Annotated in this window: 17 protein-coding genes and 3 pseudogenes; 4 read left to right on the top strand and 16 right to left on the bottom strand. The window is 44.4% G+C overall.

Annotated elements, in window-relative coordinates; translation table 11 throughout:
- Positions 1 to 17: 17 nt before the first annotated feature.
- Positions 18 to 917 carry a LysR family transcriptional regulator gene (locus tag P4S59_RS17975; RefSeq protein ID WP_005375112.1) on the bottom strand — a complete coding sequence of 300 codons (900 nt, stop codon included), beginning with the start codon at positions 915 to 917 and terminating at the stop codon, positions 18 to 20.
- Between the two features lie 162 nt (positions 918 to 1,079).
- Here P4S59_RS17975 and P4S59_RS17970 point away from each other — a divergent pair, with 162 nt between their 5' ends.
- Together P4S59_RS17970 and lldD are read left to right on the top strand one after the other, a co-directional pair.
- Positions 1,080 to 2,771 (top strand): L-lactate permease, encoded by a 1,692-nt coding sequence (locus P4S59_RS17970; protein WP_237309167.1) that lies wholly within the window; start codon positions 1,080 to 1,082, stop codon positions 2,769 to 2,771.
- 315 nt (positions 2,772 to 3,086) lie between these two features.
- Positions 3,087 to 4,225 (top strand): annotated as a pseudogene (lldD, locus tag P4S59_RS17965) (FMN-dependent L-lactate dehydrogenase LldD).
- 89 nt (positions 4,226 to 4,314) lie between these two features.
- Here the strand turns inward: lldD and P4S59_RS17960 are convergent.
- Positions 4,315 to 4,662: a helix-turn-helix domain-containing protein gene (locus P4S59_RS17960; protein ID WP_005375109.1), complete on the bottom strand. Its 348-nt coding sequence runs from the start codon at positions 4,660 to 4,662 to the stop codon at positions 4,315 to 4,317.
- Between the two features lie 300 nt (positions 4,663 to 4,962).
- Here P4S59_RS17960 and P4S59_RS17955 point away from each other — a divergent pair, with 300 nt between their 5' ends.
- Positions 4,963 to 6,066, top strand: coding sequence for a mechanosensitive ion channel family protein (locus tag P4S59_RS17955; protein ID WP_046875767.1), 1,104 nt, complete (start codon positions 4,963 to 4,965; stop codon positions 6,064 to 6,066).
- 70 nt (positions 6,067 to 6,136) lie between these two features.
- Here the strand turns inward: P4S59_RS17955 and P4S59_RS17950 are convergent.
- From P4S59_RS17950 to P4S59_RS17895, 11 genes and pseudogenes are all read right to left on the bottom strand, one after another.
- Positions 6,137 to 6,855 (bottom strand): annotated as a pseudogene (locus P4S59_RS17950) (carbonic anhydrase).
- Positions 6,856 to 6,995: 140 nt separating this feature from the next.
- Positions 6,996 to 7,966 (bottom strand): annotated as a pseudogene (locus P4S59_RS17940) (Csu type fimbrial protein).
- Entirely contained in the window at positions 7,963 to 10,377 is a 2,415-nt protein-coding gene (locus P4S59_RS17935; protein ID WP_443089048.1) for a fimbria/pilus outer membrane usher protein, read from the bottom strand. Before P4S59_RS17935 ends, P4S59_RS17940 begins: the two are co-directional and overlap by 4 nt.
- Positions 10,370 to 11,128 (bottom strand): fimbrial biogenesis chaperone, encoded by a 759-nt coding sequence (locus tag P4S59_RS17930; protein ID WP_109169221.1) that lies wholly within the window; start codon positions 11,126 to 11,128, stop codon positions 10,370 to 10,372. The genes P4S59_RS17935 and P4S59_RS17930 overlap by 8 nt, the downstream gene beginning before the upstream one ends.
- 39 nt (positions 11,129 to 11,167) lie before the next feature.
- Positions 11,168 to 11,704 carry a Csu type fimbrial protein gene (locus tag P4S59_RS17925; RefSeq protein WP_337168794.1) on the bottom strand — a complete coding sequence of 179 codons (537 nt, stop codon included), beginning with the start codon at positions 11,702 to 11,704 and terminating at the stop codon, positions 11,168 to 11,170.
- A complete protein-coding gene (locus tag P4S59_RS17920) occupies positions 11,705 to 12,238 on the bottom strand; it encodes a Csu type fimbrial protein (protein ID WP_337168793.1) in 534 nt (177 codons plus the stop codon).
- A gap of 375 nt (positions 12,239 to 12,613) precedes the next feature.
- A complete protein-coding gene (tdh, locus tag P4S59_RS17915) occupies positions 12,614 to 13,645 on the bottom strand; it encodes an L-threonine 3-dehydrogenase (RefSeq protein WP_005394871.1) in 1,032 nt (343 codons plus the stop codon).
- Between the two features lie 44 nt (positions 13,646 to 13,689).
- Complete coding sequence (locus tag P4S59_RS17910) at positions 13,690 to 14,883, bottom strand: glycine C-acetyltransferase (protein ID WP_005394869.1); 1,194 nt, start codon at positions 14,881 to 14,883, stop codon at positions 13,690 to 13,692.
- Positions 14,884 to 15,095: 212 nt separating this feature from the next.
- The gene (locus P4S59_RS17905; RefSeq protein WP_256949556.1) at positions 15,096 to 17,426 is read right to left on the bottom strand and encodes a putative bifunctional diguanylate cyclase/phosphodiesterase; all 2,331 of its coding nucleotides are present in this window, start codon (positions 17,424 to 17,426) and stop codon (positions 15,096 to 15,098) included.
- The gene (locus P4S59_RS17900; RefSeq protein ID WP_005394865.1) at positions 17,423 to 18,355 is read right to left on the bottom strand and encodes a transporter substrate-binding domain-containing protein; all 933 of its coding nucleotides are present in this window, start codon (positions 18,353 to 18,355) and stop codon (positions 17,423 to 17,425) included. Before P4S59_RS17900 ends, P4S59_RS17905 begins: the two co-directional genes overlap by 4 nt.
- A gap of 62 nt (positions 18,356 to 18,417) precedes the next feature.
- Entirely contained in the window at positions 18,418 to 19,827 is a 1,410-nt protein-coding gene (locus P4S59_RS17895) for an aminotransferase class V-fold PLP-dependent enzyme (protein WP_006741963.1), read from the bottom strand.
- Between the two features lie 541 nt (positions 19,828 to 20,368).
- Here P4S59_RS17895 and P4S59_RS17890 point away from each other — a divergent pair.
- Positions 20,369 to 20,884, top strand: coding sequence for a superoxide dismutase family protein (locus P4S59_RS17890; protein WP_005394862.1), 516 nt, complete (start codon positions 20,369 to 20,371; stop codon positions 20,882 to 20,884).
- 30 nt (positions 20,885 to 20,914) lie between these two features.
- On the opposite strand, the gene P4S59_RS17885 is transcribed toward P4S59_RS17890, so the two are convergent.
- The 3 genes from P4S59_RS17885 to P4S59_RS17875 form a co-directional block, all read right to left on the bottom strand.
- Entirely contained in the window at positions 20,915 to 22,288 is a 1,374-nt protein-coding gene (locus P4S59_RS17885; RefSeq protein WP_256949555.1) for a sensor histidine kinase, read from the bottom strand.
- Positions 22,289 to 22,404: 116 nt separating this feature from the next.
- The gene (locus tag P4S59_RS17880) at positions 22,405 to 23,136 is read right to left on the bottom strand and encodes a response regulator transcription factor (RefSeq protein ID WP_048625388.1); all 732 of its coding nucleotides are present in this window, start codon (positions 23,134 to 23,136) and stop codon (positions 22,405 to 22,407) included.
- Between the two features lie 198 nt (positions 23,137 to 23,334).
- A complete protein-coding gene (locus tag P4S59_RS17875; RefSeq protein ID WP_005383999.1) occupies positions 23,335 to 24,030 on the bottom strand; it encodes a spondin domain-containing protein in 696 nt (231 codons plus the stop codon).
- Positions 24,031 to 24,035 lie beyond the last annotated feature (5 nt).

Raw genomic sequence — 24,035 nt, 5'->3', positions numbered from 1 at the left:
TTAAATCTATGAAGGAACTAGAAATAATGAGATATCGTTAAGTAACGATCACGAATGTGCTCAATAAGCAGTTTCACTTTATTCGGTGGTTGACGAGTAAACGGATACACCGCATAGATACCCAACTTTTTACCCACTAGTTCAGGAAAAATATCCACCAGTTGGCCATTGCGAATATCGTGATACACCAAGCATCGCGGGACGTAAGCTATACCATGGCCGCCCAGAGCGGCTTTACGTAATGCGGTCGCGTTATCAGTAGAAAAGCAGCCCGATACTTTGACGATGTAATTACCATCTTCTCCTTTAAACTCCCAATCCGTTGCACCTGTGGTTTGGTAAGCGTATTGCAGACAATTGTGCGTGGTGAGATCAATCGGCTCGATCGGCTTCCCATTTTTAGCGATATATGAAGGGGACGCGCATACCACCCATTGGGAATCGAGAATATGTCGTGCGATCAAACTGGAATCGGCTAGGTAGCCAGTTCGAATGACTAAATCGTAACCATCAGCCACCAAATCGACAAAGCGGTTATCCAATGACATGTCCACGGTCAGACCCGGATGAAGGTTACAAAATTCCGCAACGGCATCAGCAAGTATCAAATCTCCAGAGATACACGGCACGGACATTTTTATGTGACCGCTCACATTCTCTCCAAAGCCTGCAACAGCGTCCATAGCCTCCTGAGTGGCCTGCTTCACATTTTTAGCACTGTGGAGTAACACCTTACCTGCTTCGGTTAAGGTCAATTTACGCGTTGTTCGATATAATAGCTGCGCCCCTATCTCTTCTTCCAACCTTGCCATTCTTTTGCTAACTACCGAATTTGTAAGGTTATTTGCTTCTGCAACCTTACTAAAACTGCCCAGTTCGATTACTTGAGAAAATAGGATTAAGTCGTCTGCTCTCATACGATTATGTCACTTTTGGAATTAATTATTTTCATTATTTCCCTATATCAACAAAAAATAAAGGAGTAAATTCACGCCAAATTAACAAAACCATTACAACAAAAAGTCACCTCTACAGCGGATTGACACCGTTCGAGAAGTCAGCGTACGAAGGATGTACAAATGAGTGAAACCCTACTTGCCCTAGTGGCATTTTCGCCAATTGTTGTTGCCGCCATCTTATTGGTTGGTCTCAACTGGCCTGCTAAAAAAGCCATGCCTGTTGCGTTCGGTTTAACCGTCGCTATTGCCCTAATGTTTTGGGATATGTCAGCCAATCGCGTACTGGCTTCTGTATTCCAAGGGCTAGGCATTACTGTCTCTGTTCTATGGATCGTGTTTGGTGCCATCTTCTTGCTCAACACTTTAAAACACACTGGAGCGATCACCACTATCCGTAATGGATTTACCGATATTTCAGCTGACCGCCGTGTGCAAGCCATCATCATTGCTTGGTGTTTTGGCTCATTCATTGAAGGCGCATCAGGGTTTGGTACCCCGGCAGCAATTGCTGCACCACTACTGGTTGCAATCGGCTTCCCTGCGCTAGCCGCTGTCCTAATGGGCATGATGATTCAGTCAACGCCTGTTTCATTCGGTGCGGTGGGTACACCAATCATCGTGGGTGTAAACAAAGGTTTAGACACGCATAACATCAGTGAGTCTTTGGCTGCACAAGGCGCAACATGGGAAATGTACCTGCAAGATATCACCGCGCACGTTGCTGTGATTCACGCTGTTGTAGGTACGATGATCCCTGTATTAATGGCGATGATGTTAACACGTTTCTTCGGCAAGAACAGAAGCTGGAGTGAAGGTCTGGATATTCTACCATTTGCTTTATTCGCAGGCGTCTCTTTCACTGTGCCATACGCGTTAACTGGTGTGTTCTTGGGTGCAGAATTCCCTTCACTTATCGGTGGTTTGGTTGGTCTTTCTATTGTTGTTACCGCAGCGAAAAAAGGCTTCTTAGTACCAAAGACTAAGTGGGATTTCGAAAGCGAAGACAAATGGCCTGCTGAATGGCTGGGCTCGCTAAAAGTCGATCTAAACGACAATCCAGGCAAGCCAATGAGCATCGTAAAAGCTTGGGTACCATATGTAATGCTGGCGGTAGTTCTCGTCGCAAGCCGCGTAAGTCCGGAACTGAAAGGCTTTGTACAAAGCGTAAGTTTGTCGTTCAGCAATATTCTTGGTGAGACTGGTGTGAGTGCCGCTATTCAGCCATTGTACCTGCCAGGTGGCATCCTCGTGTTTGTCGCACTGCTTGCCGCAATGTTACAAAGCGGTAGCGCAAAGCCATTGCGTGAAGCGTTTGGCGAGTCAAGCAAAACACTGATTGGCGCGGGGTTTGTCTTGGTATTTACCATCCCGATGGTTCGTATCTTCATCAACTCTGGTATTAACGGCGCTGACCTAGCAAGCATGCCGGTCACAACAGCGAACTTTGCCTCTGACCTTGTCGGTTCTGCGTTCCCAGCACTGAGTGCCACTGTTGGTGCGCTGGGTGCTTTCATCGCTGGCTCAAATACGGTTTCAAACATGATGTTCAGCCAGTTCCAATTCGAAGTCGCACAAACACTGTCTATTTCGAGTGTGATTGTTGTGTCGCTTCAAGCCGTTGGCGCAGCCGCAGGTAACATGATTGCGATTCACAACGTTGTTGCCGCATCAGCCACCGTAGGCTTACTTGGCCGTGAAGGCGCAACATTGCGTAAGACGATTATCCCTACGTTCTACTACATTGTAATGACGGGCATTATTGGATTGGTGTTGATTTACGGCCTCCAAATGACGGATGTCTTGATGAAGTAACGCGAAACGCAGGGTTTGTAGCCCTGCCTAATTTGACACAGCTGTCAGCACTACTACCCCGACATGTTGATTTAGCTTGCTACATCAATCCCCCCGGCAGCTGTGTCATCCTTTCCAATTTGTATAACTGATTGAGTGATTTAACAAAATTTTTCAATCAATTATGTAAATGAGTTACCAACATCAGCAGTTCAAAAGTAAGTGAACCATAGGTAACTATACTCATTTTGATGCCTTCACTGCTTTGCGATGAAGGCTCAACGAAAGAGCAAATTGCTCCACAACTTTGCTTAGAATAACCGCTAGGACACCATTATGATTATCTCAGCTTCTACTGACTACCGCGCTGCCGCGAAAGCCAAGCTTCCCCGTTTCTATTCCATTATATTGATGGCGGTTCTTACGACGAACGCACGCTGAAGCGTAATACTGACGATTTAGGTGATGTCGCTCTTCGCCAACGCGTCCTACGCGATATGACAGATTTGAGCCTAGAAACCGAGATCTTCGGTGAGAAACTGGCAATGCCAATCGCGCTAGCTCCTGTTGGTCTAACTGGTATGTACGCGCGCCGAGGCGAAGTGCAAGCAGCAAAAGCAGCCGAGAAAAAAGGCATCCCGTTTACTATGTCGACTGTTTCGGTTTGTCCGATTGAAGAAGTCGCACCTGCAATTGAACGTCCAATGTGGTTCCAGCTTTACGTGCTTAAAGACCGTGGCTTTATGAAGAACGTGCTTGAGCGTGCAAAAGCTGCGGGCGTAACAACGCTGGTGTTTACCGTTGATATGCCAGTTCCTGGCGCGCGTTACCGTGACATGCACTCAGGTATGAGTGGTCCTAACGCAGCCATGCGTCGTGTATTCCAGGCGATGCGCCACCCAAGCTGGGCGCTGGATGTGGGTCTACTTGGTAAGCCGCACGACTTAGGTAACATCTCAACGTATCGCGGCGAACCAACAAAACTAGAAGATTACATCGGCTGGTTAGGCGCAAACTTCGACCCGTCTATCTCCTGGAAAGATCTTGAGTGGATTCGTGACTTTTGGGATGGCCCTATGGTCATCAAAGGCATCCTCGACGAAGAAGACGCGAAAGATGCGGTACGTTTCGGCGCGGATGGCATTGTGGTGTCTAACCATGGTGGTCGTCAGTTAGATGGCGTACTTTCAAGTGCTAAAGCACTACCAAGCATTGCAGATGCGGTAAAAGGCGATCTTAAGATCTTTGTGGACTCAGGTATCCGTACTGGTCTTGATGTGGTTCGTATGCTCGCGCTGGGCGCAGACTGCACACTGCTTGGTCGTTCATTTGTGTACGCATTGGCTGCACAAGGCGGCGCAGGCGTTGAAAACCTACTGGATCTGTACGATAAAGAAATGCGTGTAGCTATGACGCTGACAGGCGCGAAGTCTATCGCGGATCTTTCTCGAGATTCGCTAGTGAAAATCCCATAATCTTTGCAGGCGAGCAAAACAGAAACGAAAAACGAGCCACAATTGGCTCGTTTTTTATTGCTCTTCAACCCGATAATTTGACGAGCAAGCTAGCTTACTTGGTGAACGTACTCAATCACGACTTGGTTTCCGTCGATAAACACGTTACTGATATCACCATCCACCGTCACACGATTTTGTAAATAAACCGTACCAGATGCAGATAGATCACGCTCCGTCAAAGACGGAATCACCTGACCAGGACGTACATGTAGCTGCTCGCATAGCTGTTTTACAAAACCTAGCGTCAGTGGAGAATTACCACGTAACAAGCCAGAAAACTCGTGTAGACTCAAACCAAGGCGCTTCGCCATTTCCATTTGAGTGATGTGCATTTTGGCTTTTTGTGACATCCAGATGTCGTAGAGCGCGTTTCGATCCAGCTCTGTAAATTCCATATCTGCCTCCGCTAATTCAAGAGCCAATACACTCTCACACTTACTTAAGATAAATGTTAGCGATAAGTCAGAGAAGTTATAATTGATCGTTCAAATATCAACGCACATCGGAGATGACGAAGCTCCGCACACGAATGGAACGGCGGCTCATCACTCAGTTTCGACCACTCACTTTTCACCTCACGAACTAGCCTACCTCAGGCGATTTATACATAAGTAAATGATTTAAAGGAAATCACTGGGGTGAAGGAGTAATATCTGCTACCTTTCCTTCCATGGTTCACTAGAAAGAAGTTACATATGTCACAGTGGTTTACCGATTTGCAAAGCTATATTGAAACATCTCATCAAGATTGGAGTGGAAGTGTCCTTTTCATTACACTCGCCAGCTTTATTGCTTGGATAGCTTGGCGACTGATCCGCTCTCGTCTCGCAGTACTAGTAGAGAAAACCCCTTTCCACTGGGATGACATGTTGCTTGATGCGCTAAAAGCGCCAGTCAGTACACTCATTTGGTGTTGGCCAGCAACCGTCTCTATCGGCATCATATTAGAGAGCGAGCTCAACGATAAAATAAACTGGTTAAGCACGCTGAAACTGATTTTGGTGATCAGTATCTTCGTCTGGACCGTTATGCGACTCATCACCAATGTTGAAGAGTACGTCCTAGAACAAAAAAACCGAGATGAAACCACAGTGCAAGCGATAGCTAAAGTCGCGCGCTTGTTCTTTATTACCGTCGGAATTCTCACTGTGATGCAGGCGTTTGGCTTGTCACTATCAGGATTGCTCACCTTTGGTGGTGTCGGTGGTTTAATCGTTGGTTTAGCGGCGAAGGATCTGCTGTCGAACTTCTTTGGCGGCCTTATGATCTACTTCGATCGTCCGTTTAAAGTTGGCGACTGGATCCGCTCTCCAGATCGCCAAATTGAAGGTACGGTAGAGCGAATTGGCTGGAGAATGACCATCATACGAACTTTCGACAAGCGCCCTCTTTATGTGCCAAACTCTGTGTTTAGCAACATAGTCGTAGAAAACCCATCTCGCATGCTAAACCGACGCATCTACGAAAAAATTGGACTTCGTTACGACGACGCCGAAAAAATGCCGCAAATCATTACAGCGGTGAAAGAGATGCTTAAGAATCACAAAGATATTGATGCACGCCAAACGCTTATCGTCAACTTCGATACGTTCGGTCCATCGTCACTGCATTTCTTCATTTATACCTTCACAAAAACCGTGAATTGGGTGAGATACCATGAGGTTAAACAGGATGTTCTTCTTCAAGTAATTAACATCATTAAAGAACACGAAGCAGATATCGCCTTCCCAACTCAAACACTCAAGCTCGACCCAGTTCAAATGATAAAAGCTGAGGAGCAAGAAGATCACGGCTTCTAATTTCCATTAATACCAATAACAAAGCCGCTTTATTCAAGCGGGCTTTTTCATTTTTATTTGCTTGGATTGGTTAGTGTTGCATTAACACCATACGAGCATTCAATGGTTGGATGGGACGATTGTTTTTCCCCATCACTTTCGTAAACGCTTTAATCTGCTCAGGGGAAATGGTTTGTGCTTCTTTCATCACTAACCAACGTACCCCTTCAGAGCATGGTGGTGTCGTTAGTGAGCCATTAAAGCGATAATACGCTTTGTCTTTTGGAAGCAACGCATCCGCTTCAAATGGCAATTTAATCTCTACATCTTGATCTTTGCTTGGTATGTTTGCCAGTAACTTCGCTAAATCTGGGTTCGCTTTTCCGGATTGAAAAAACACGGCCACAACCGCCAAATGGCCAGTTGTATCAGCATGCACAAAGTGCGCTTCTAATGGATATTCTTTGCCATCCACATAGTTTTCTGACGGAGTATGGAAGTGGAACTGCTTTAACGTGAATGCATTACCATCAATCAACAGTGTGTTGTCACCCTCTAGGCTGGTTTGCAGGGTGTGGCCGTTATTGAGCAATGAGATTGCTTTGCCATGGTAGTCGAACTGCAATTTGTCTAACTTCGCTTCTGCTGCGGAGACAATATTAATTGGGCTTTGGTTTTGACCTTTGGAACATTCAGACGCAAACTCGCCCCAATGCTCAGGCCCGTGACTCCCTCGTAACCCCAGCTTGCTGCGTAAGCTGTTCCTGTAAATACCAACGCCAAACCTAGTGCTGCCAGTGACTTCTTCATAGTTTCCTTATTCCTTCAAGTTAAATGTTGTGAAAACAAAACCATACTAATCGCACAGAATTAAGCGGGAATAGAGTGAAAACTATGATTACAAAAGTTTTTTGGAATAGATGCCTCTAGTTATGCAATTGATATGATGCTCAAAATTGAACATCAACGATTATCGAGTCGGTATAAGTGCCAGCTGGTGGGGTGGTTTGGCTTGTTATTATCTCTGCGCGATAATTGAAGTTCTGCGGAGTGATGCCATCGGAAATGGTGTCACCCGTATCCACATCGCTCTGTTCACGACGTTCAGAACCAGTCCCCCCCACCGCTCCGTCGATGAGGATTTATAGATTTCATACTCCAAATAGTTACCGCCAGATGCCATGCGTCGTTGGCCTCCGGAGGCATTCACACCGTCGTTTAAACCAATGGTAAAAGCACTGTTCTTGGTACAGGTTAATGATATAACCTGACTGACAGGGTCAAAACCTGCCACCAATGGTGATGAACCAAAATTAATATCTGGCGCCGTGATCATACAATCGGGAGTGACTTCTAACTCTACCGTAATCAAGCTTTGTGCATTGCCTGTTTCTCGCCCAAGACATACGCCTCCAACTCCAATTCCTGAGCAATAATTCCAAATCCAAGACACCGTAATTTGGTCTCGATAAGTCCCTGCTGAGAGATTACTACCAGCTCCTGTCCGGGCATAAAGCGGAAATTCAGCTTGAGTGCCAAATAAACCTAGTAAATCGAGCAGCCCAATTTCAAAAAAATTGTAAGTTTGGCCAAAAATGTACTCTTGCGAAAGGCTTGGATCTCCAAAAATCTGATAGCTAAGTTCCGAACTGATATCCGCCGCATTAAGCAACCGCCCATCGTTAGCGCTGTTAAACGTTGCAGACACATAATCGCCACTCAACAAAGAAACAAGTGTAGAAAAGTCACACGTTATCCCTGCGTGTGGCTGGGCTGAGCTCTGTTGCTGAATAGTTGAAACGGTAAACGAGGAAACGCTTCCAAATTGAATCAAAGGCGTCGGCGCAGTGAGCTCACAAGCCATGTTACCGGACGATATAAAAAGAAGAAAAAACCAAAGATAACGAGAATACCGACTCATAATTGTACCTCTGATTTTTGCTCTTTCGTGCAGACTTGTTTACCTAATGTCTGTATTTTCTCGCTCCGTGTTTGATAGAGTCCCGTTATAAATACTTTACATGGTGGAAAGCCTTCGGGGTAAAAGATAATGTACTCACCTACATTACGCCCCTCAAAATACGTCACTCCATCCCAACCAATTTGCCCTACCACTCCAGTATCTGATTGACCATAAGTTCCTAATGGCAAGTAGGCGTCATTTTCATCAACAACCTCCATGCTTAACGCAACTTGCAAAGCTATTGGGAACTCGAGCAAATAGCCGTACCCAGAATGTATCGACGCGTATTGTTCTGTTGTTGGGAAAAAAGCATTGGCTGGTAATCTAAGCGGATCAATTTCATATTTTGCGGTGTAATATGCCATTGCCCACGGCACAAGTAAGTAACCGTCATCATCAGTCAATCCAACGACTTGATTCTCATATTTGACGGGCACACCTTCAAAACCGCTAGTACTGACAACAGCGAAACTATCGTACACATTATTTGCAGGGAATATTTCACCATCGAGTGACGCAACCGAACCCGACATTTCGGCAAAATAATCGTAATTACCACTCGTCCCGTTTAAGCCCGCTCGGAACTCCGCCCAAGAGGCTCGGTAAGTAACATCGGCCTGCTTTCTATTGTCAGGCTTTTCATTAATATCATGCGCTAAGTTGATTCCCCAACCACCTCGAATCGGCGCAAGTCGACTAACACTAGCACGGCCACTAAGATGACCATCGCTTTCACGCTTCATGGTTAATCCCGCGCTACCAGAGAAACCGCTCAAAGGTAATGAGAATTGTGCTAACGTAACGGCCTCCCCACCGATGTTTCGATTAAACGATAATGACATGTTGATATCGAACGGAAGCGAGCGGCTGTAAGTTACATTAAGTATTCTCGATCGAGAGTCGGTTTGCTGAACATCAAAGTATCCCCCTGACAACGAACCCAACTCATTCAGCCGGGCGCCAACATTTATCTGAGAGACATGCCGAGACAAATTCTCTCGCTCGTTAGTGCCGTCACTTCTCAAGCTCTCTGGTGTTTGGGAGAGCGTGTAAAATCCCTCGCTCTCAACTTGGGTACGAGCGGCAAAGCTAAACATTCGAGATTGATAACTATAACCAACTGAATAGGAACTCGCTCTCTGCTCATAATTGCTAAACCTTACCGCCCCATCAATCGTTCCCATATTGAATAGGTTGGTAACAAAACCGACTCCCGCAACAATTAAGTCATCTTTCGCTTCGGTTTGTGCCTCCAACGTTAGCCAGTTTGTCATTCCGTGCCTCGCAGCTGCGACAACAGCACCATCGCCATAGTCATTTGAAGCGTTGCCATAGTTTCGGCGTAAAGCACCAAAACTAGCGTTGTAAGAGGTATAGTTAGCCTTCAGCAAGTTAGCTGAAAGGAAAAATGGACTGGTCATTGCAGTCCGCCTTCCCTGGGCATCCGTTGCAATCACTGTCGCTTCACCAGCTCCCGATACCATTGGAATATCATTGATAACAAACGGTCCCGGCCCCACAAACATTGAATCGGTTTTTAATCCGTTTACAAATAAATCTAACGTCGTGGGAGCAGTTACTTCGCCATAAAATGCAGGTAAAGGTGCGGTAACCACGTCTGGACGCATAGAGAAGTCATGTGACAGTTGAATACCAGCCATTCGAACTGGTTGACTCCACGCAAGGGGCCTCACAATGTAATCCCCTACTTCAAAGCGCAATCGACGACTTTGATCAACATATTCGTACCTCGTGTCGAAGCGCGTATATTTATTACTTTGTTGCGCTTGAACGTCTCGATGAAGGTTAGATTTAAATATTCCCGTCGTAGAAAGTACGCCGAATTCGGAAAAGGCTCTCAATTCGTGGTTAATAGATACTTCTTTTTGACTACTATCGTGATCATAAACACCAAACACACTGTAATTAAATAACCCACCAGTTCCGAATTTAGCGGGCGAAAAACGCCTCCTGTTCTGCGCAGAAAAGCGTTGCATCGGCAACCAATTAGGAGGCACTGTGATTAATAATTGCAGTGACGATTGCAAATAATCGACCTCTACACCCGATATTGATGTTATGTCTAACTTCTCTTGCGTCCCAGGTAATACATCCGCGACCACGCCAGCAGACAGTAAATCGTCTCTATACACGAAGTAACGCTCGCCTTTACGTTCAACATCCGCGATTAAATCAGTCGGTCGTTGATTAATGACTAGTTCTAACGACAAATGAATATTTTCAAAGTTCTCATAAGAAAAGTTCTCAGGACTAGGTAACTGCGATAAATGGGTCACTACGTTGTCGCACCAACCCACGCCAGGCGTCATACTGGTAAATAAACAAGATAGATATAAAATCTTATTCATTTTGTTCGAGTGGAATAACGTAACGCTTACCTTCAATATCCGCCTTTACTTTTATATTTTTCATATTGGAGTAAGAAATAGGCCACGTTTTATATTGCTCAGGTAATATATACCCTGCTAACCCTTTCGAAACGATAAAAGGCGATTGGTTTGGCGCGGTCACTGCTAGGTTGACTAATCTGACATAGTGATTACTGGTGTTTTCTATATGAATAAGGTTCTTATCTTTACTCTTTATAATCTTTGCCTGTAGTCCGCTCCAAACTTCATTTGTTCCTTGGGATTGTCTTTTCATCCCTTTACCGTACATAAACAATGGTATGGAATATCTCATTCTCACTTTTACTGCCAGATCATTTTCTTTATTTTCATCTTGAGGCCCTTTAGCTGGCGGGAGTTCATCGATGATAATACGATATGCGTACTCTTTATTCGAAAGCGCTCCATCTTGATTTAATATACGAATAAGTTGCTTGGCACCAGGTGCAATTTTCACAAAAGGAGGCGTAGCTATCAGTTGTCGTTGCTGCGCATATGTATCCTGCCCATCCTTCTGCCCCCACTGAAAAATACGAACCTGCAAATAAAAATCTTCAGTGCCTTGATTAACCATCCAAATTGATGTCGCATTCGATTCAGAAGATATTTTAGGGTAAATAGGCCAAATAAGGAGAGAATTAGCATAGGCCTGTGAAGTTAACGTTGATAAGAAAATAGTGACGAAAACCAGTCTTTTTATTATTAAATCCATTTAATTTCTCCGAAGGTTATCATTTCTTCGAAACAGCGCTTACCACTCAAGCGTTAAGGTAAGAGTATCTGTATAAATACCAGCGATTTCATTTCCATTTAATATCGCCTTTGCCCAAATTGGCACCTGAATGTTGTCAGGGTCTTCATTAGCTCCAACAGAATAGGGGGTATCAATGTCTAATACTTGAGAGTGTTCTGCATCTTCAAATAATAAATAATCCACCGTACTCGACTTTTCTGTGTGCTTCAGCTTGCGTACCCCTACCGAAGCGTTCAAACCACCGTCAATCTTAATATTCATGGCTATGCCAGGGGTACAACTTAACGTAAGCCCACCGTTGTAGGTGATGCTGCCTTCTACTTCCGCAGCATAAATAGCAGAATGTTCACCAAAGTTTAACTCTCCTATTGTTCCAATTTGAGTGTTACTCTCTTCTGTCAGCGCACCATTGATCAGACATCCCGTATCAATGGTCGCTGACACTTGGAAATTTTCACTCTGCGCTGCAAAAATAGGATAGGAAAAAGTGGCACAGGCGGTGAATAAAAATGCTTTGAGTAATATAGAGTTCACTTACCAACTCAGAGTTACGTTTAGTGTATCAACATAATTTCCTGCGACGCTGCTGGTACCGTATGCCGTGGCGTACAAATTAATGGTCTCTGAATCAACACCATTAAATGTAGAGAGTGCTATAGGGTTACTCGAGGTAAACTGGGTAGAACGATCTGAATCAGTGAAGAGAGTGTAATCCACAAACTCGGATCCGTTGGTCATTGCGTGATTACCTGTCGTCGAACTGGGATCGTTGGCACCACTGACTAAAGAGAAAGTAGGCGTGACTCCATTGCTGCAAAGTATTTCGATCCCCGTACCACCTTCCCCAGTCAAGACTGCTTCTTGCTCAGTAAAAATGGCCGGAACGTCACCAAAATTTAATGAGCCAAAACCAATATTACCGGAACCGTTCACCGCATTGTTGCCATTAATGACACAGCCTTCCACTAAATTGATCGAAACGTCTATCGTACCGCTAATTGTCTCTGCCCTCGTTTGTAAGCTCAACACTGTAAATAACAAGGGAATAATCAAACAAAAAATTTTCATATGAAGCTCCATTTCTATCTCTGTGAACTCTATACAGATGATTGTATTATTAGTTATAGCTCAACAAATAAAACAAAGTGCATATCAAGATTAAAAAGATAAAAAGAAGTCAGTTCATTGTAGTTGTCAAAAGAAAAGCAGTGCTTTACACCGAGATATTCTTTTAGGTTGGAATATAAAACCACCAATTAACCATATTAAATAAAAGGTCTTTAGTGTATTCTGCATACGTTGAAACACGAAGAAGGCAGTTTTTTCTGAATTAGACAGCTTTTAGAAACGAAAAGAGATAGGGTGTGAGCTAAATAATAAAAAATCTAAGCGTTTAAAAAATGAAAAAACGCCCCTTTCGGAGCGCTTTCTTATTTGAGCAGATTATTCCCAATCAAGGATAACTTTGCCAGACATGCCTGAACGCATGACATCGAAGCCTTCTTGGAAGTCATCAATCTTGTAGTGATGCGTAATAATTGGTGATAGATCCAAACCAGATTGAATCAGTGAAGCCATCTTGTACCATGTTTCGAACATTTCGCGACCATAGATGCCTTTGATAACTAGGCCTTTGAAGATCACTTGGTTCCAATCAATGCCCATATCTGATGGTGGAATACCGAGTAATGCAATACGGCCACCGTGGTTCATTGTGGTTAGCATTGAGTTGAATGCCGCTGGGTTACCAGACATTTCTAGGCCTACGTCAAAGCCTTCTGTCATGCCTAGTTCAGCCATTACATCTTCAAGCTTCTCTTCAGCAACATTTACTGCGCGTGTTACACCCATTTTACGAGCTAGCTCTAAACGGTACTCGTTTACGTCTGTGATAACCACATGACGAGCGCCGACGTGTTTCGCAACTGCGGCGGCCATGATGCCGATTGGGCCAGCACCAGTGATGAGCACGTCTTCACCGACTAGATCGAAAGAAAGCGCAGTGTGTACCGCGTTACCGAACGGGTCGAAGATCGATGCTAGATCGTCAGAAATCTCGTCAGGGATCTTAAACGCGTTAAATGCAGGAATCACTAGGTATTCTGCAAATGCGCCTTCACGGTTTACACCCACACCGATCGTGTTGCGACACAAGTGAGTACGACCGCCACGACAGTTACGGCAGTGACCACAAGTGATGTGACCTTCACCAGATACGCGGTCACCGATTTCAAAGCCACGAACTTCCTGACCAATCGCAACCACTTCACCCACGTATTCGTGACCGACAACCATAGGAACTGGAATTGTCTTTTGTGACCATTCGTCCCAGTTGTAGATGTGTACGTCTGTACCACAGATAGCGGTTTTCTTAATTTTGATCAGAATATCGTTATGGCCAACTTCAGGTTTATCAACCTCAGTCATCCAGATGCCTTCTTCAGGCTTTAGCTTTGATAATGCTTTAATTTTCATAATGTAACCTTAATTAAAGGCCCTATTATCTAGGACCTAGAGTCTTAAATAAGACCCATGTCCTTACCAACTTCGATGAACGCATCAATTGCACGATCTAGCTGCTCACGAGAATGCGCTGCTGACATTTGAGTACGGATACGCGCTTGGCCTTTTGGTACCACAGGGAATGAGAAGCCGATTACGTAGATGCCTTTCTCTAGTGCTCGCTCAGCAAATTCTGCTGCCACTTTCGCATCACCTAGCATGATTGGAATGATCGCATGGTCAGCGCCGCCCATTGTGAAACCAGCAGCTTCCATACGTGCGCGGAAGTGTGCTGCGTTTTCCCATAGACGGTCACGTAGGTCACCGCTCTCTTCTAGTAGATCTAGAACTCGGATAGAAGCGCTTACGATTGCTGGTGCAACAGAGTTAGAGAATAGGTATGGACGAGAACGCTGACGTAGCCAGTCAATCACTTCCGCTTTACCAGACGTGTAACCGCCTGAAGCGCCACCCATTGCTTTACCTAGCGTACCTGTAATGATGTCGATACGGTCAACCACGTTGTGGTATTCGTGCGTACCTGCACCCGTTTTACCCATGAAGCCAACCGCGTGAGAGTCATCAACCATGGTCAGTGCGCCGTATTTTTCAGCTAGGTCACAAATAGCCGGAAGGTTCGCCACTACGCCATCCATTGAGAACACACCGTCAGTAACGATAAGAATGTGGCGTGCGCCTGCTTCTTTCGCAGCAATCAGTTGTTGCTCTAGCTCTTCCATGTTGTTGTTTGAGTAACGGAAGCGCATTGCTTTACATAGACGAACACCGTCGATGATTGACGCGTGGTTTAGTGCGTCTGAAATAATTGCGTCTTCTTTACCGAGAATGGTTTCAAACAGACCTGCGTTTGCATCGAAGCAAGAGGTGTAAAGAATCGTATCTTCTTTACCTAGGAACTTAGACAACTTCTGCTCAAGCTCTTTGTGGATGTCTTGAGTACCACAGATGAAACGTACTGAAGCCATACCAAAGCCGTGTTCGTCCATACCCGCTTTACCCGCTTCAATTAGCGCAGGATGGTTAGCAAGACCAAGGTAGTTGTTTGCACAGAAGTTTAATACTTCTTCACCGGTAGAGATTTTAACAGCCGCTTGCTGCTGAGACGTGATTACGCGCTCTGATTTGTAAAGACCTTCAGCCTTCACTTCTTCAATTTGCTGCTGGATCTGTTGGTAGAATGCAGAAGACATTTGAAATTCCTTCCTGGTTATTTTGGCGAGTATCTACTCGTTTAGAATTAGGTTGAGCCTTTATGTGACGGGCATCACGGGCTATCACTTATCAATTAATTGTAGTGTAATTCAAGGAAGGAAGAAGGATTATCCCTTAAGGTGGAAAAGCATTAATGAATCCAAGGCACGAATTCAATTAATGCTTTCCTATAATATTGTAATAAAAGGAGTTATCGCCCAGTTGGTTGTTTAAGTAGTGCTTCAAAGTCTTTGGCTGGTAACGGGCGGCTATAGTGGAAACCTTGCCCGAACTCACAGTTTAAGTCTTTTAGATAATCGACATGACGCTGTTCTTCAATGCCTTCAGCAACAATCTTAAGGTTCAGCGCTTTCGCCATTGCAATGATCACGTTGACGAGCTCACGATCGGAGTCGTTTTCGAACATATTTTGCATAAAGCTGCGATCAATCTTAAGGCGATCGAACGGAAATTTCTGTAAGTAACTCAACGCAGAATAGCCAGTACCAAAGTCATCGATGGTAAGCTTAGTGCCTAACGCTCTTAAGTTATTGAGCATGTCTAATAGCTCTGAGTCGTGGTTAAAGAGAAGGCTCTCTGTCACCTCAATATCGAACTTATCTGATGGAAGACCAGACTCCTCAAGGCTCTTCTTAATAAACGCAAGTAAGCGATCACAATACCTAAATTGAACACTGGAGAAATTCACAGAAACAAACAGCGGCGTCAGATTTTGCCATTGCGCCGCTTGGCGGCACGCTTGCTGGATAGCGAATTCACCAATTTGATGAATCAAGCCATTTTTCTCAGCAATAGAGATAAACTCTTCAGGATTTACGAATCCGTACTTCTCATCATTCCAACGCATTAATGCTTCTGCGCCAACAATTTTACCACTGCTCAGCTCAATAATAGGTTGATAATACAACTCTAGTAATTGACTAGAGATGGCATTTCTTAGTCGATTTTCCAAATCCAAATAGCGTTGCAAGTCTTGGTTCATATTGTGGTTATAAAAGCAGAAGGCATCGCGTCCATCTTGCTTCACGCGATACATCGCCATGTCAGCACAGGCGAGGAGCTGCTCGGCATTATCTCCATCATCCGGAAATACGGACATTCCGACGCTGCTACTCAAGAAGAATTCATGATTGTTCCATACAAATGGATCGTTAAACGCCGAAAGCACGCTTGAAGCAACGCGCTTCGCGGTGTCATTATCAGGCAAGTCAGGAATCACTAATAAAAACTCATCCCCACCAATTCTCGCCAGTAAGTCTGTTTTTCTCGCAACTTGATGAAGTCGTTGAGCACTAAGTTTAAGGATCTCGTCCCCAACAAAGTGACCCATTGAATCGTTAATCTGCTTAAAGTGGTCTAAATCAATAAACATGACCAATACTTTTGAACCACTACGTGACGCTCTAATCAACTCCAAAGCCAGTCTCTCAGAACCGTAGCTACGATTAGGCAAGTTAGTCAACGTATCGTATTTAGCTTGGAAGGCGAGTTCTTTTTCAGACGCTTTTCGGCGTTCAATTTCGTTAGTTAGTTTTCGGTTCTGTTGAGAAAGTATGTCTTTTCGCTTTTTCTCTTCTTCAAGTTTAATTTTCAATTCAATTCTATTATTGTTTGTGATGAACGCATAACACAGCGCAATAACAACCATAACAGCAAGAATACTCAAACCGAGAATGAAGATCCGTGATGTAAAAATATCTCGCTCACTCAAAGGCTCAAACCAAGCCATAAGTTTGAAGTGATGTTTTTCAACAGGCACTTCAAAATATATTTTTCCATCAACGGCTTCAGATATTAAATAATTCTCATCTTTATTATGAGAAGACGTTTTATTTATTGTATCCCATACGACCATCTCAACGTCTTTTATTTTGAGCACCATCCGGCTATAACTGTCTTCGTGCTCTTGATTAGTGAGCTGATCAATAACAATGTTTTTATTGAGATCTGCAATTAGAAAGGCAACTGGCTTTCCAGAGAACTTGACCTGCTTAATGACTTGAATACGCACGTCGTCGTTATATCGAGTTGCACAAACCTCTTCGGGATGCCCATGTTGAGTCATTAAGGTTTGGATATCCATCTTCTGCTCTATGTTGTCTTCAGAGCCCGTCGTGACAATCGTTGTGCCATCACTGCCTACCAGTGTGAGCTTTTTATAGATTTGGCTGCTATTAATTAACTTACCATCTATCTTTTCATCGAAACGACGCTTCAAGTTAATTAAACTCGCTCCTAATCCGTACTCCATTGACATGCCAGAGGCTAAATTAGCAAAGAATGTTTGTACTGTTTTATCTGTAGATAAGTTATCAACATCTTCACTAGCAATGGTAAATAAATTATCGAGTGTGCTTGCGTAACTTTTTACTTTTAAACCAAGTTCCCTATGTTGGGATTCTTTTAATTTATTTTGCCCCAAACTTGTCACAACAATAAGCATAGCTAAATAAATAGAGACTAATATTGCGCTTATTGCAATAAATTTTTTACTGGATATTTTTTTAACGGCCTTTTTCATCGGGTTTTCTTACTATCTTCTATGAAGTAATCGTTATAAAAGTAGTAAATAGATGGATAGTATTTTTTTACTAATTTTTCGTAGGTTCCATCTTTCTTTATTGAATCTAAATAACGATCAAATGCTTTGCGTAATTCCGGCGAGTTTTTACGGAATGCAACAGCCATTTTCTGATTTTCGGATACTGGACCAATGACTTTTATTTCACCTGGCCATTTTTCTAATGCAATTAACGTATCGGCGACGTCTAGTAATGTGCTTTCCGCATCATTTTTCATTATCGCTGGCACCATCTCATTAAGAAGACGAGCCCCATCAGGCAGTATGACTTTTGCGCCCGTGTCATATAAGTCATAAAGGTTAGGGTCCAAGCAAGAGTGCTCCAACGCTAACACTTCGCGACCATGAATAAGCTGCTTGACGGTTTTTACATCTTCATCAACCGAACCACTGGGTTTAATCGGACTCAGCGTGGAATCTGTTCTGGAAACTAACCAAACGCCCGACGGGAAGTAATCTTGTGAAAAGTCTAAAACTTCAGAACGCCAGTCAAGAATGGTAACGCCATTTGCGATCAAGTCCCCCTCGATTGGAACACTTTCTCCCACGACGGCTTGCTTATTATGGTATTGAACATCTTGGCCCGTCAGCTTACCGACCATATCGCTCCACTGAGCTGGAACATATTGGTACTTAACGCCCAACGACTTGGCAAAGCCTTTGACTATCTCTACATCTAAGCCAGTCAAGGTTTCCACTTCACCTTGTTCAATATAAGAAACGAAGTTAGCGTACGGCACACCAATATGGCGCAACACTCCGCGATCACGGATCTGTTGTAAGTCGTCTGACCAAGCGGAAGAGGACATAACAGAGGCCGCCATAAGCGCCATCGCCGCTAAAGTTCTTTTGAATGTTTTGACTGACATAATAATATCCTTACCTTTCACAAAGCGCCCAATCATGGGCGCTTGAGTGATAAACAACGATGTTAGAACGACGAGTAATACAAATTCGTCATCGCCACCACGAGCCCTTCAACATCCTGCTCGTCATGGAACAAGTGCGTGGAGATACGGAGTGCGTAAGTATCAAAGTCATCATCTTTATGCAGCTTAAAGCTGGTTGTTCGAATGATATAGCCATATTCTTCACGCAGACGATCTCTGAATTCAGTCAATATGTCTTCATTCGTCACATCAGAGAATGGGTTAACTGTGGTTAAGCCACTCGTTAAACCTTCCACGTTTGGCGAGTACATTTGGGCTTGTGGCAAGTACTCTTGTAGTAAGGTTTTACACAAACTACCAAGACTTAGAACACGTTCCTCAATGCGGTCACGACCAATCTCATCCCACATTTTGCAGCTATCAACTAACGCTTGTTTCGCAGGATAGTTGTCGTTCCCGATGTACTGCATCTGTAACTGCTTGCCTAAGTAATCCGCATGAGAAAGTGAAGAGTTGATCAACCACAACGGGTTTTCACGATCACTCCAATACTCATTCAAGCGATTGGCGTTATCACGTACGTACAAAATACCGGTTGCGCCAGGACCACACTGCCATTTGTGACCAGAACCTGCATAGAAATCACAGTCCATATCATGGAAATCGAGGTCAAACATACCGACAGTATGCGCTCCATCTACAAGCGTAGGCACACCATATTCTTTCGCTAAAGCACAAATGGCTTTGGCTGGTAACGCCGTTCCCGTTTTATAGGTGATATGAGAGAACATGATGAGGCGAACGTTTTGATGCGCATCAAGCGCGTCGCGGAAAGCTTGGATGTAATCTTGTTCAGAAACGTCTTCAGTACCGGTAAATACTGGTAGTTGAATTTCAACAACATCGACGCCAAAACGATGTTTTGCGACGTTCATCGGTGATGTTGCAGCCATATGCTCATGGTGCGTCGTTAGAATCACATCGCCTGGTTCAAAGTGTAAGCCGTTAATGATCGAACATAGACCATCAGTAGTATTGCGGCTGAGAATGATTTCTTCTGGGTTAGCACCAAAGCCAGGCGCTACTTCTTGAACCATCTCAGAGACATAAGGCCAAGAGCCAAATTTGCCCTTCATATCCCAAGGATACTTAGCCACCAACTTGTTGTTATGCTCGTAATCTTGAAGAACTTGTCTTGGCATAGAACCCGTTGTACCAATGTTCATGTAAGTCGTACGTTTATCCAAAACGAACTGTCGTTGCACTTTACGCCAAAAGCGCTTATCGTGTTTTCTACCTAGCCCGCGGCTGCTCCAATCAATTTTCTGTTCTCGTGCTTGAACTGCGCCCGAGAAAGCGGAAGCACTCACACCAGCAACAACAGCTCCTGTTGCGCCTTTCAGAAAATTACGGCGGCTGCTATTAGTCTGAATAGATTCCTTGTCTTTCATCTTTTTCAATCCTTGTCGGAAATTAGCCATATTATTAATTTTAAGTGCGTAACTATCTGTTACTAAAACATTATTACCCATTAAAACCAGAGTTTAATTTTTTCCTCTGCCATTAAGTGACTTTAGTTCCAATTTTTTATCTTATTTGATGATATAAGCAACAGTTTGACCACAAACCTATAAACAACCATATTCACATTAAAATATTCATTAAATTGATTATTTTTTATAGAAGACAATTCCGACAACTTCTTTATAAAACAATTATGAGCTTTGTTATAAAGTCATTAAAAATTTAACTTTGCGTTAATTTAAAAATATTCAGGCTATTTTTTGATTGACGTCTATTCTTTTTATATCTGAACAAACTCAATATGTTAAGTCTTAATAATGGAGAGCTGATTTCGCAGATAGATACCAGTTTAAGACCATAGAGTGAGACACATCACTCTCTGACATAAACCCACCGCTCAACAGACATAAGGAAGAGAAGTTTTCACTAATATGTGCTTGAGCGTACAACCAAAAAGAAGGAAGTCCCATGTTAAAAGGATTGCTATGCATTTCAGTTGCTGCCACTCTCGTAGCCGCTCCTAACGTACTTGCGCAGACTGTAGCGATGACCGATCTCAACAGCAAGAAGAGCGCTGGCACCATTGAGATTTCACAAAGTGACTATGGCGTGGTATTTATGCCTCAGTTATCAGGTTTGTCATCAGGGGTACACGGTTTCCATGTTCACACCAATCCATCGTGCGATAGCGCGGAGAAGAATGGCAAAACCGTCCTTGGCGGTGCAGCAGGTGGTCACTATGACCCCAGCAACACAGGGAAACATGGCTACCCTTGGACCGATGACAATCACTTAGGCGACCTGCCTCCACTCTACGTGGACATGGATGGCAATGCTAATCAGCCCGTTGTCGCGCCTCGCCTAAAATTATCAGATTTAAAAGGCCGAGCATTAATGATTCATGCTGGTGGTGACAATCATTCCGACCATCCTGCTAAATTAGGCGGCGGCGGTGCGCGCGTTGTATGTGGCGTTATTAAGTAGTCATTCGATAAGCCAAATTCGCGCTTCTCCTCAAGTAGCGAGAAGTGCGAATTTTTGTTGATACTCAGTGTCAGTCTCACACGTCTCTAAGTAGCTGTGGTGCAACATTAAAATTGACTGCACTATCTTTGTACCAATTCCTAATGCGCCCCCGACGGCATCTTTATCAATTCGATTGACAAAAGTGAACAGGATTCGCGACTTATCTTCACTCAAATGCGCTTGGCAATGCACTTCCGAACCGAGTGGGCTGTGGCGCAACGCATTTTCAAGCAGGTTCAATACCAACCGCTCTAAGAGTCCTTTGTCACCCACAGTTTGGATCTCGCTATCCATATCCACTTTCAACACCACTTCTTTACGAGAAAGCTGGCTCTGCATCATCTCGGCACATTCTGCCATCAACGCGCCAAGATCCACGGGGCGGTACTCGTAGTTTGGCATTGGGGCTTCTTTACGGGCAGCGTCTAATAAAGAATGCAATTGAGTTGAGAGCTTCTCACAATTTCGGAACGCGACATCAATCAAAGGATCAGATTCCGGATGTTTCAAACGCCACGTTTCCAAATAACCAAGCACACTCGATAACGGCGTTTTTAAATCATGACTGAGCTGCAACAAGCTCTGACGACGATGAGAAGACTGATACTCCAACTGTAAAAACTGCTGCTGAATGTGCTTCGCCATCATCTGATAAGAGTGCGCAATCGGCACGAGCTCCGGCACTTGGTGAGTAAAGTCAGGTTGCAGGTAAAAATCATGTTCGGCTTGCTGTTGAAGTTGCTTGGTCACACGCTCAATCGGGTTCAATAGGCTACGTTTGACCAGCACATAAGCCCCGAGAGCAAAGCCTAAAATGGACACTAAGACCAATCCTGCCAGCGCGATGTAAGGGGTATCGACTTGCGCATTGGCAATGGCGTCATGTCGGGTACTGCCAATCACCACATAGAGATAACCGACCGTAGAGCCTAATTCCTTTATCGCCGCAACAGAAAACACTTTGTGTTCACCGCGATTACGAGGATCTTCGCCTAAGATGGGAAGCGGTTCGTTGTTTAAGAATTGCTGAATGGGGTTCAGATCCACCGAATCCATAAGCTTTGCCCCATCTGGCGCAGCATGAGTGGTGATATTGCCTTGGCTATCGAGGAAATAGATTTCAAAATCAGGGCCGATCAACATAAGGGTATGAAAGATCGACTTGAGCGCTTTAGGGTTGTAATCCGTACCAATCATCAGCGGATTATCATCGCGCATGTGGCTGGCTAGCTCTTTATGCAGGCTTTGCTTAGTCCGTAACTCAATGGTTTCTTTTTGCCAATTGTAAGTCAGTGCAATCACCACCGCCGCGAGGCAGAACCACAAGCTGGTAAATACTACCAAGCGAGATTTGAAGCTCATCCTATCGCCTCCTTAAACAGCGGTGTTTTTGAAACACCCGTGATGATTGAAAAATGACGGTGAAAACAACTGCCGACTTACTGTCTTGGCTTGATATTTTGACTTGCTTTTTTGCATTAGTGTCTTGGTTGAAACTTATACCCAACGCCCCACACGGTTTGGATGAAGTGATGATCTGAATCAGACAAAGACAATTTGCTGCGTAAACGGTTAATGGTGCTACACACCGTGTGGTGATAACCAGAATGACTGGTGTTCCATACGTGATCGAGCAATTCATCTTTACTGTAGACTCTGCCCGGACGAGTCGCGAGAAACTGCAGCAAAGTAAACTCTGTCGCGGTAAGAGTGACATCCTTGTCGTTTAGGGATACTTGGTGCAACTCCGGAATGATTCTTAGCGGACCAAAATCCATCGCTTCGTCGAGGGCTTCATTTGCTACTTTGGCCTCTGCGGTTTGACTGACTCGGCGCAGCACGTTACGTACTCGCGCTTGGAACTCTAATACGCTAAATGGCTTAGTGATGTAGTCATCCACTCCCGCTTCTAAACCGTCAACCTTGTCCATTTCACCGTCTCTTGCTGTCAACATAAGCACTGGGATCCAATCTTGTTGCTGACGCAAATAATGGCAGATGTCTAGGCCATCACCATCTGGTAAACCTCGGTCAAGGATCAATAAATCAAAGGGGTGTTGCTGATATTGCGCTTTAGCATCGGCGACATTTGTTGCTCGCGACACTTGGTGTCCTTGAAACTTAAGATGCATCTGAACCAGTTCTGCCAAATCATCGTCGTCTTCCACCAGTAAAATCTTCGCCGATAAATAGCTAGCTTGTCGTTCCATGATCCTTTCCCTAACTTACGTAAAGCCACTCTGCACATGACCGGAACAAACTAACATTTCTTTCATATCACCAAGTGCTCCCTTACTGCTATATTCAGCGAGTATCACCTTAGGTAATAAAAAGGTTCCGATGACGCCATGAGGGATAAATCGCTCGGCTACAAGCGCTTTGGAAAGGAGACGTCATCGGAGCCTGTGTTACTCGACTCGAGTGATGGTGACTTTCGCACCTGGATTCAAGAAACGATGGTTCGCAGAGAGTGCTGAGTTTGCTAATCCGTCATCTTGGCTAACAACACCCGCATGGAATGCAACAACGTCATTGCTGTCATTACGGGCGGCATTGAAACCCTCACCGCCACCTGCTGGGCCCGGAATGGTTGCAGCAAGTTCATCGTTCAGTTCCGTGCCGGAATCCCAAACGTTCATGCTCATTTCGTAGCTTTCACCCACTGCGAGCGATTTGAGCGATAGTCCCGTTTCGCCAACAAAGGCATCATTGGTATTCACAAACATAGACGCCACAGACAAGTAACCGTAACGACTAGGATCAACCGTGATGGTGACTTCGTCCGATGCCCCCGGCAACACCAATCCATTACCTGAAATACCTTGGTAAACACTGTCATTGCTGTTCATCAATTCAATCAGCTCGGCGTTACTACCGCCTTCAGCAAGATGCTCAAGTTCAACAGATGCCGCTTGTCCAATTTCAAACAATTGGTAGTCACCATTGTGAGTGAGTACCGCAAGCGGAGACATAGGTTGATTCGCAGTCAAGTTCGCCACGTTGACGGTGTAACGGTACGATTTCACTACGTCATTATCATCATCGCTTGGACAACCGGCGAGCAAGCCGACTGAAGCTGCTACTAGTAAGATTCTGTATTTCATACATC

Source organism: Vibrio sp. M60_M70 (assembly GCF_037162085.1).
Taxonomy (GTDB): Bacteria; Pseudomonadota; Gammaproteobacteria; order Enterobacterales; family Vibrionaceae; genus Vibrio; species Vibrio diabolicus.
This window is presented reverse-complemented; position numbering and strand designations above follow the sequence as displayed.

Excerpts from the sequence above, each read along its gene's own strand:
- P4S59_RS17975 (WP_005375112.1), bottom strand. The coding sequence starts at position 917 with ATGAGAGCAGACGACTTAATCCTATTTTCTCAAGTAATCGAACTGGGC.
- P4S59_RS17970 (WP_237309167.1), top strand. The coding sequence starts at position 1,080 with ATGAGTGAAACCCTACTTGCCCTAGTGGCATTTTCGCCAATTGTTGTT.
- P4S59_RS17960 (WP_005375109.1), bottom strand. The coding sequence starts at position 4,662 with ATGGAATTTACAGAGCTGGATCGAAACGCGCTCTACGACATCTGGATG.
- P4S59_RS17955 (WP_046875767.1), top strand. The coding sequence starts at position 4,963 with ATGTCACAGTGGTTTACCGATTTGCAAAGCTATATTGAAACATCTCAT.
- P4S59_RS17935 (WP_443089048.1), bottom strand. The coding sequence starts at position 10,377 with ATGAATAAGATTTTATATCTATCTTGTTTATTTACCAGTATGACGCCT.
- P4S59_RS17930 (WP_109169221.1), bottom strand. The coding sequence starts at position 11,128 with ATGGATTTAATAATAAAAAGACTGGTTTTCGTCACTATTTTCTTATCA.
- P4S59_RS17920 (WP_337168793.1), bottom strand. The coding sequence starts at position 12,238 with ATGAAAATTTTTTGTTTGATTATTCCCTTGTTATTTACAGTGTTGAGC.
- tdh (WP_005394871.1), bottom strand. The coding sequence starts at position 13,645 with ATGAAAATTAAAGCATTATCAAAGCTAAAGCCTGAAGAAGGCATCTGG.
- P4S59_RS17910 (WP_005394869.1), bottom strand. The coding sequence starts at position 14,883 with ATGTCTTCTGCATTCTACCAACAGATCCAGCAGCAAATTGAAGAAGTG.
- P4S59_RS17905 (WP_256949556.1), bottom strand. The coding sequence starts at position 17,426 with ATGAAAAAGGCCGTTAAAAAAATATCCAGTAAAAAATTTATTGCAATA.
- P4S59_RS17900 (WP_005394865.1), bottom strand. The coding sequence starts at position 18,355 with ATGTCAGTCAAAACATTCAAAAGAACTTTAGCGGCGATGGCGCTTATG.
- P4S59_RS17895 (WP_006741963.1), bottom strand. The coding sequence starts at position 19,827 with ATGAAAGACAAGGAATCTATTCAGACTAATAGCAGCCGCCGTAATTTT.
- P4S59_RS17890 (WP_005394862.1), top strand. The coding sequence starts at position 20,369 with ATGTTAAAAGGATTGCTATGCATTTCAGTTGCTGCCACTCTCGTAGCC.
- P4S59_RS17885 (WP_256949555.1), bottom strand. The coding sequence starts at position 22,288 with ATGAGCTTCAAATCTCGCTTGGTAGTATTTACCAGCTTGTGGTTCTGC.
- P4S59_RS17880 (WP_048625388.1), bottom strand. The coding sequence starts at position 23,136 with ATGGAACGACAAGCTAGCTATTTATCGGCGAAGATTTTACTGGTGGAA.
- P4S59_RS17875 (WP_005383999.1), bottom strand. The coding sequence starts at position 24,030 with ATGAAATACAGAATCTTACTAGTAGCAGCTTCAGTCGGCTTGCTCGCC.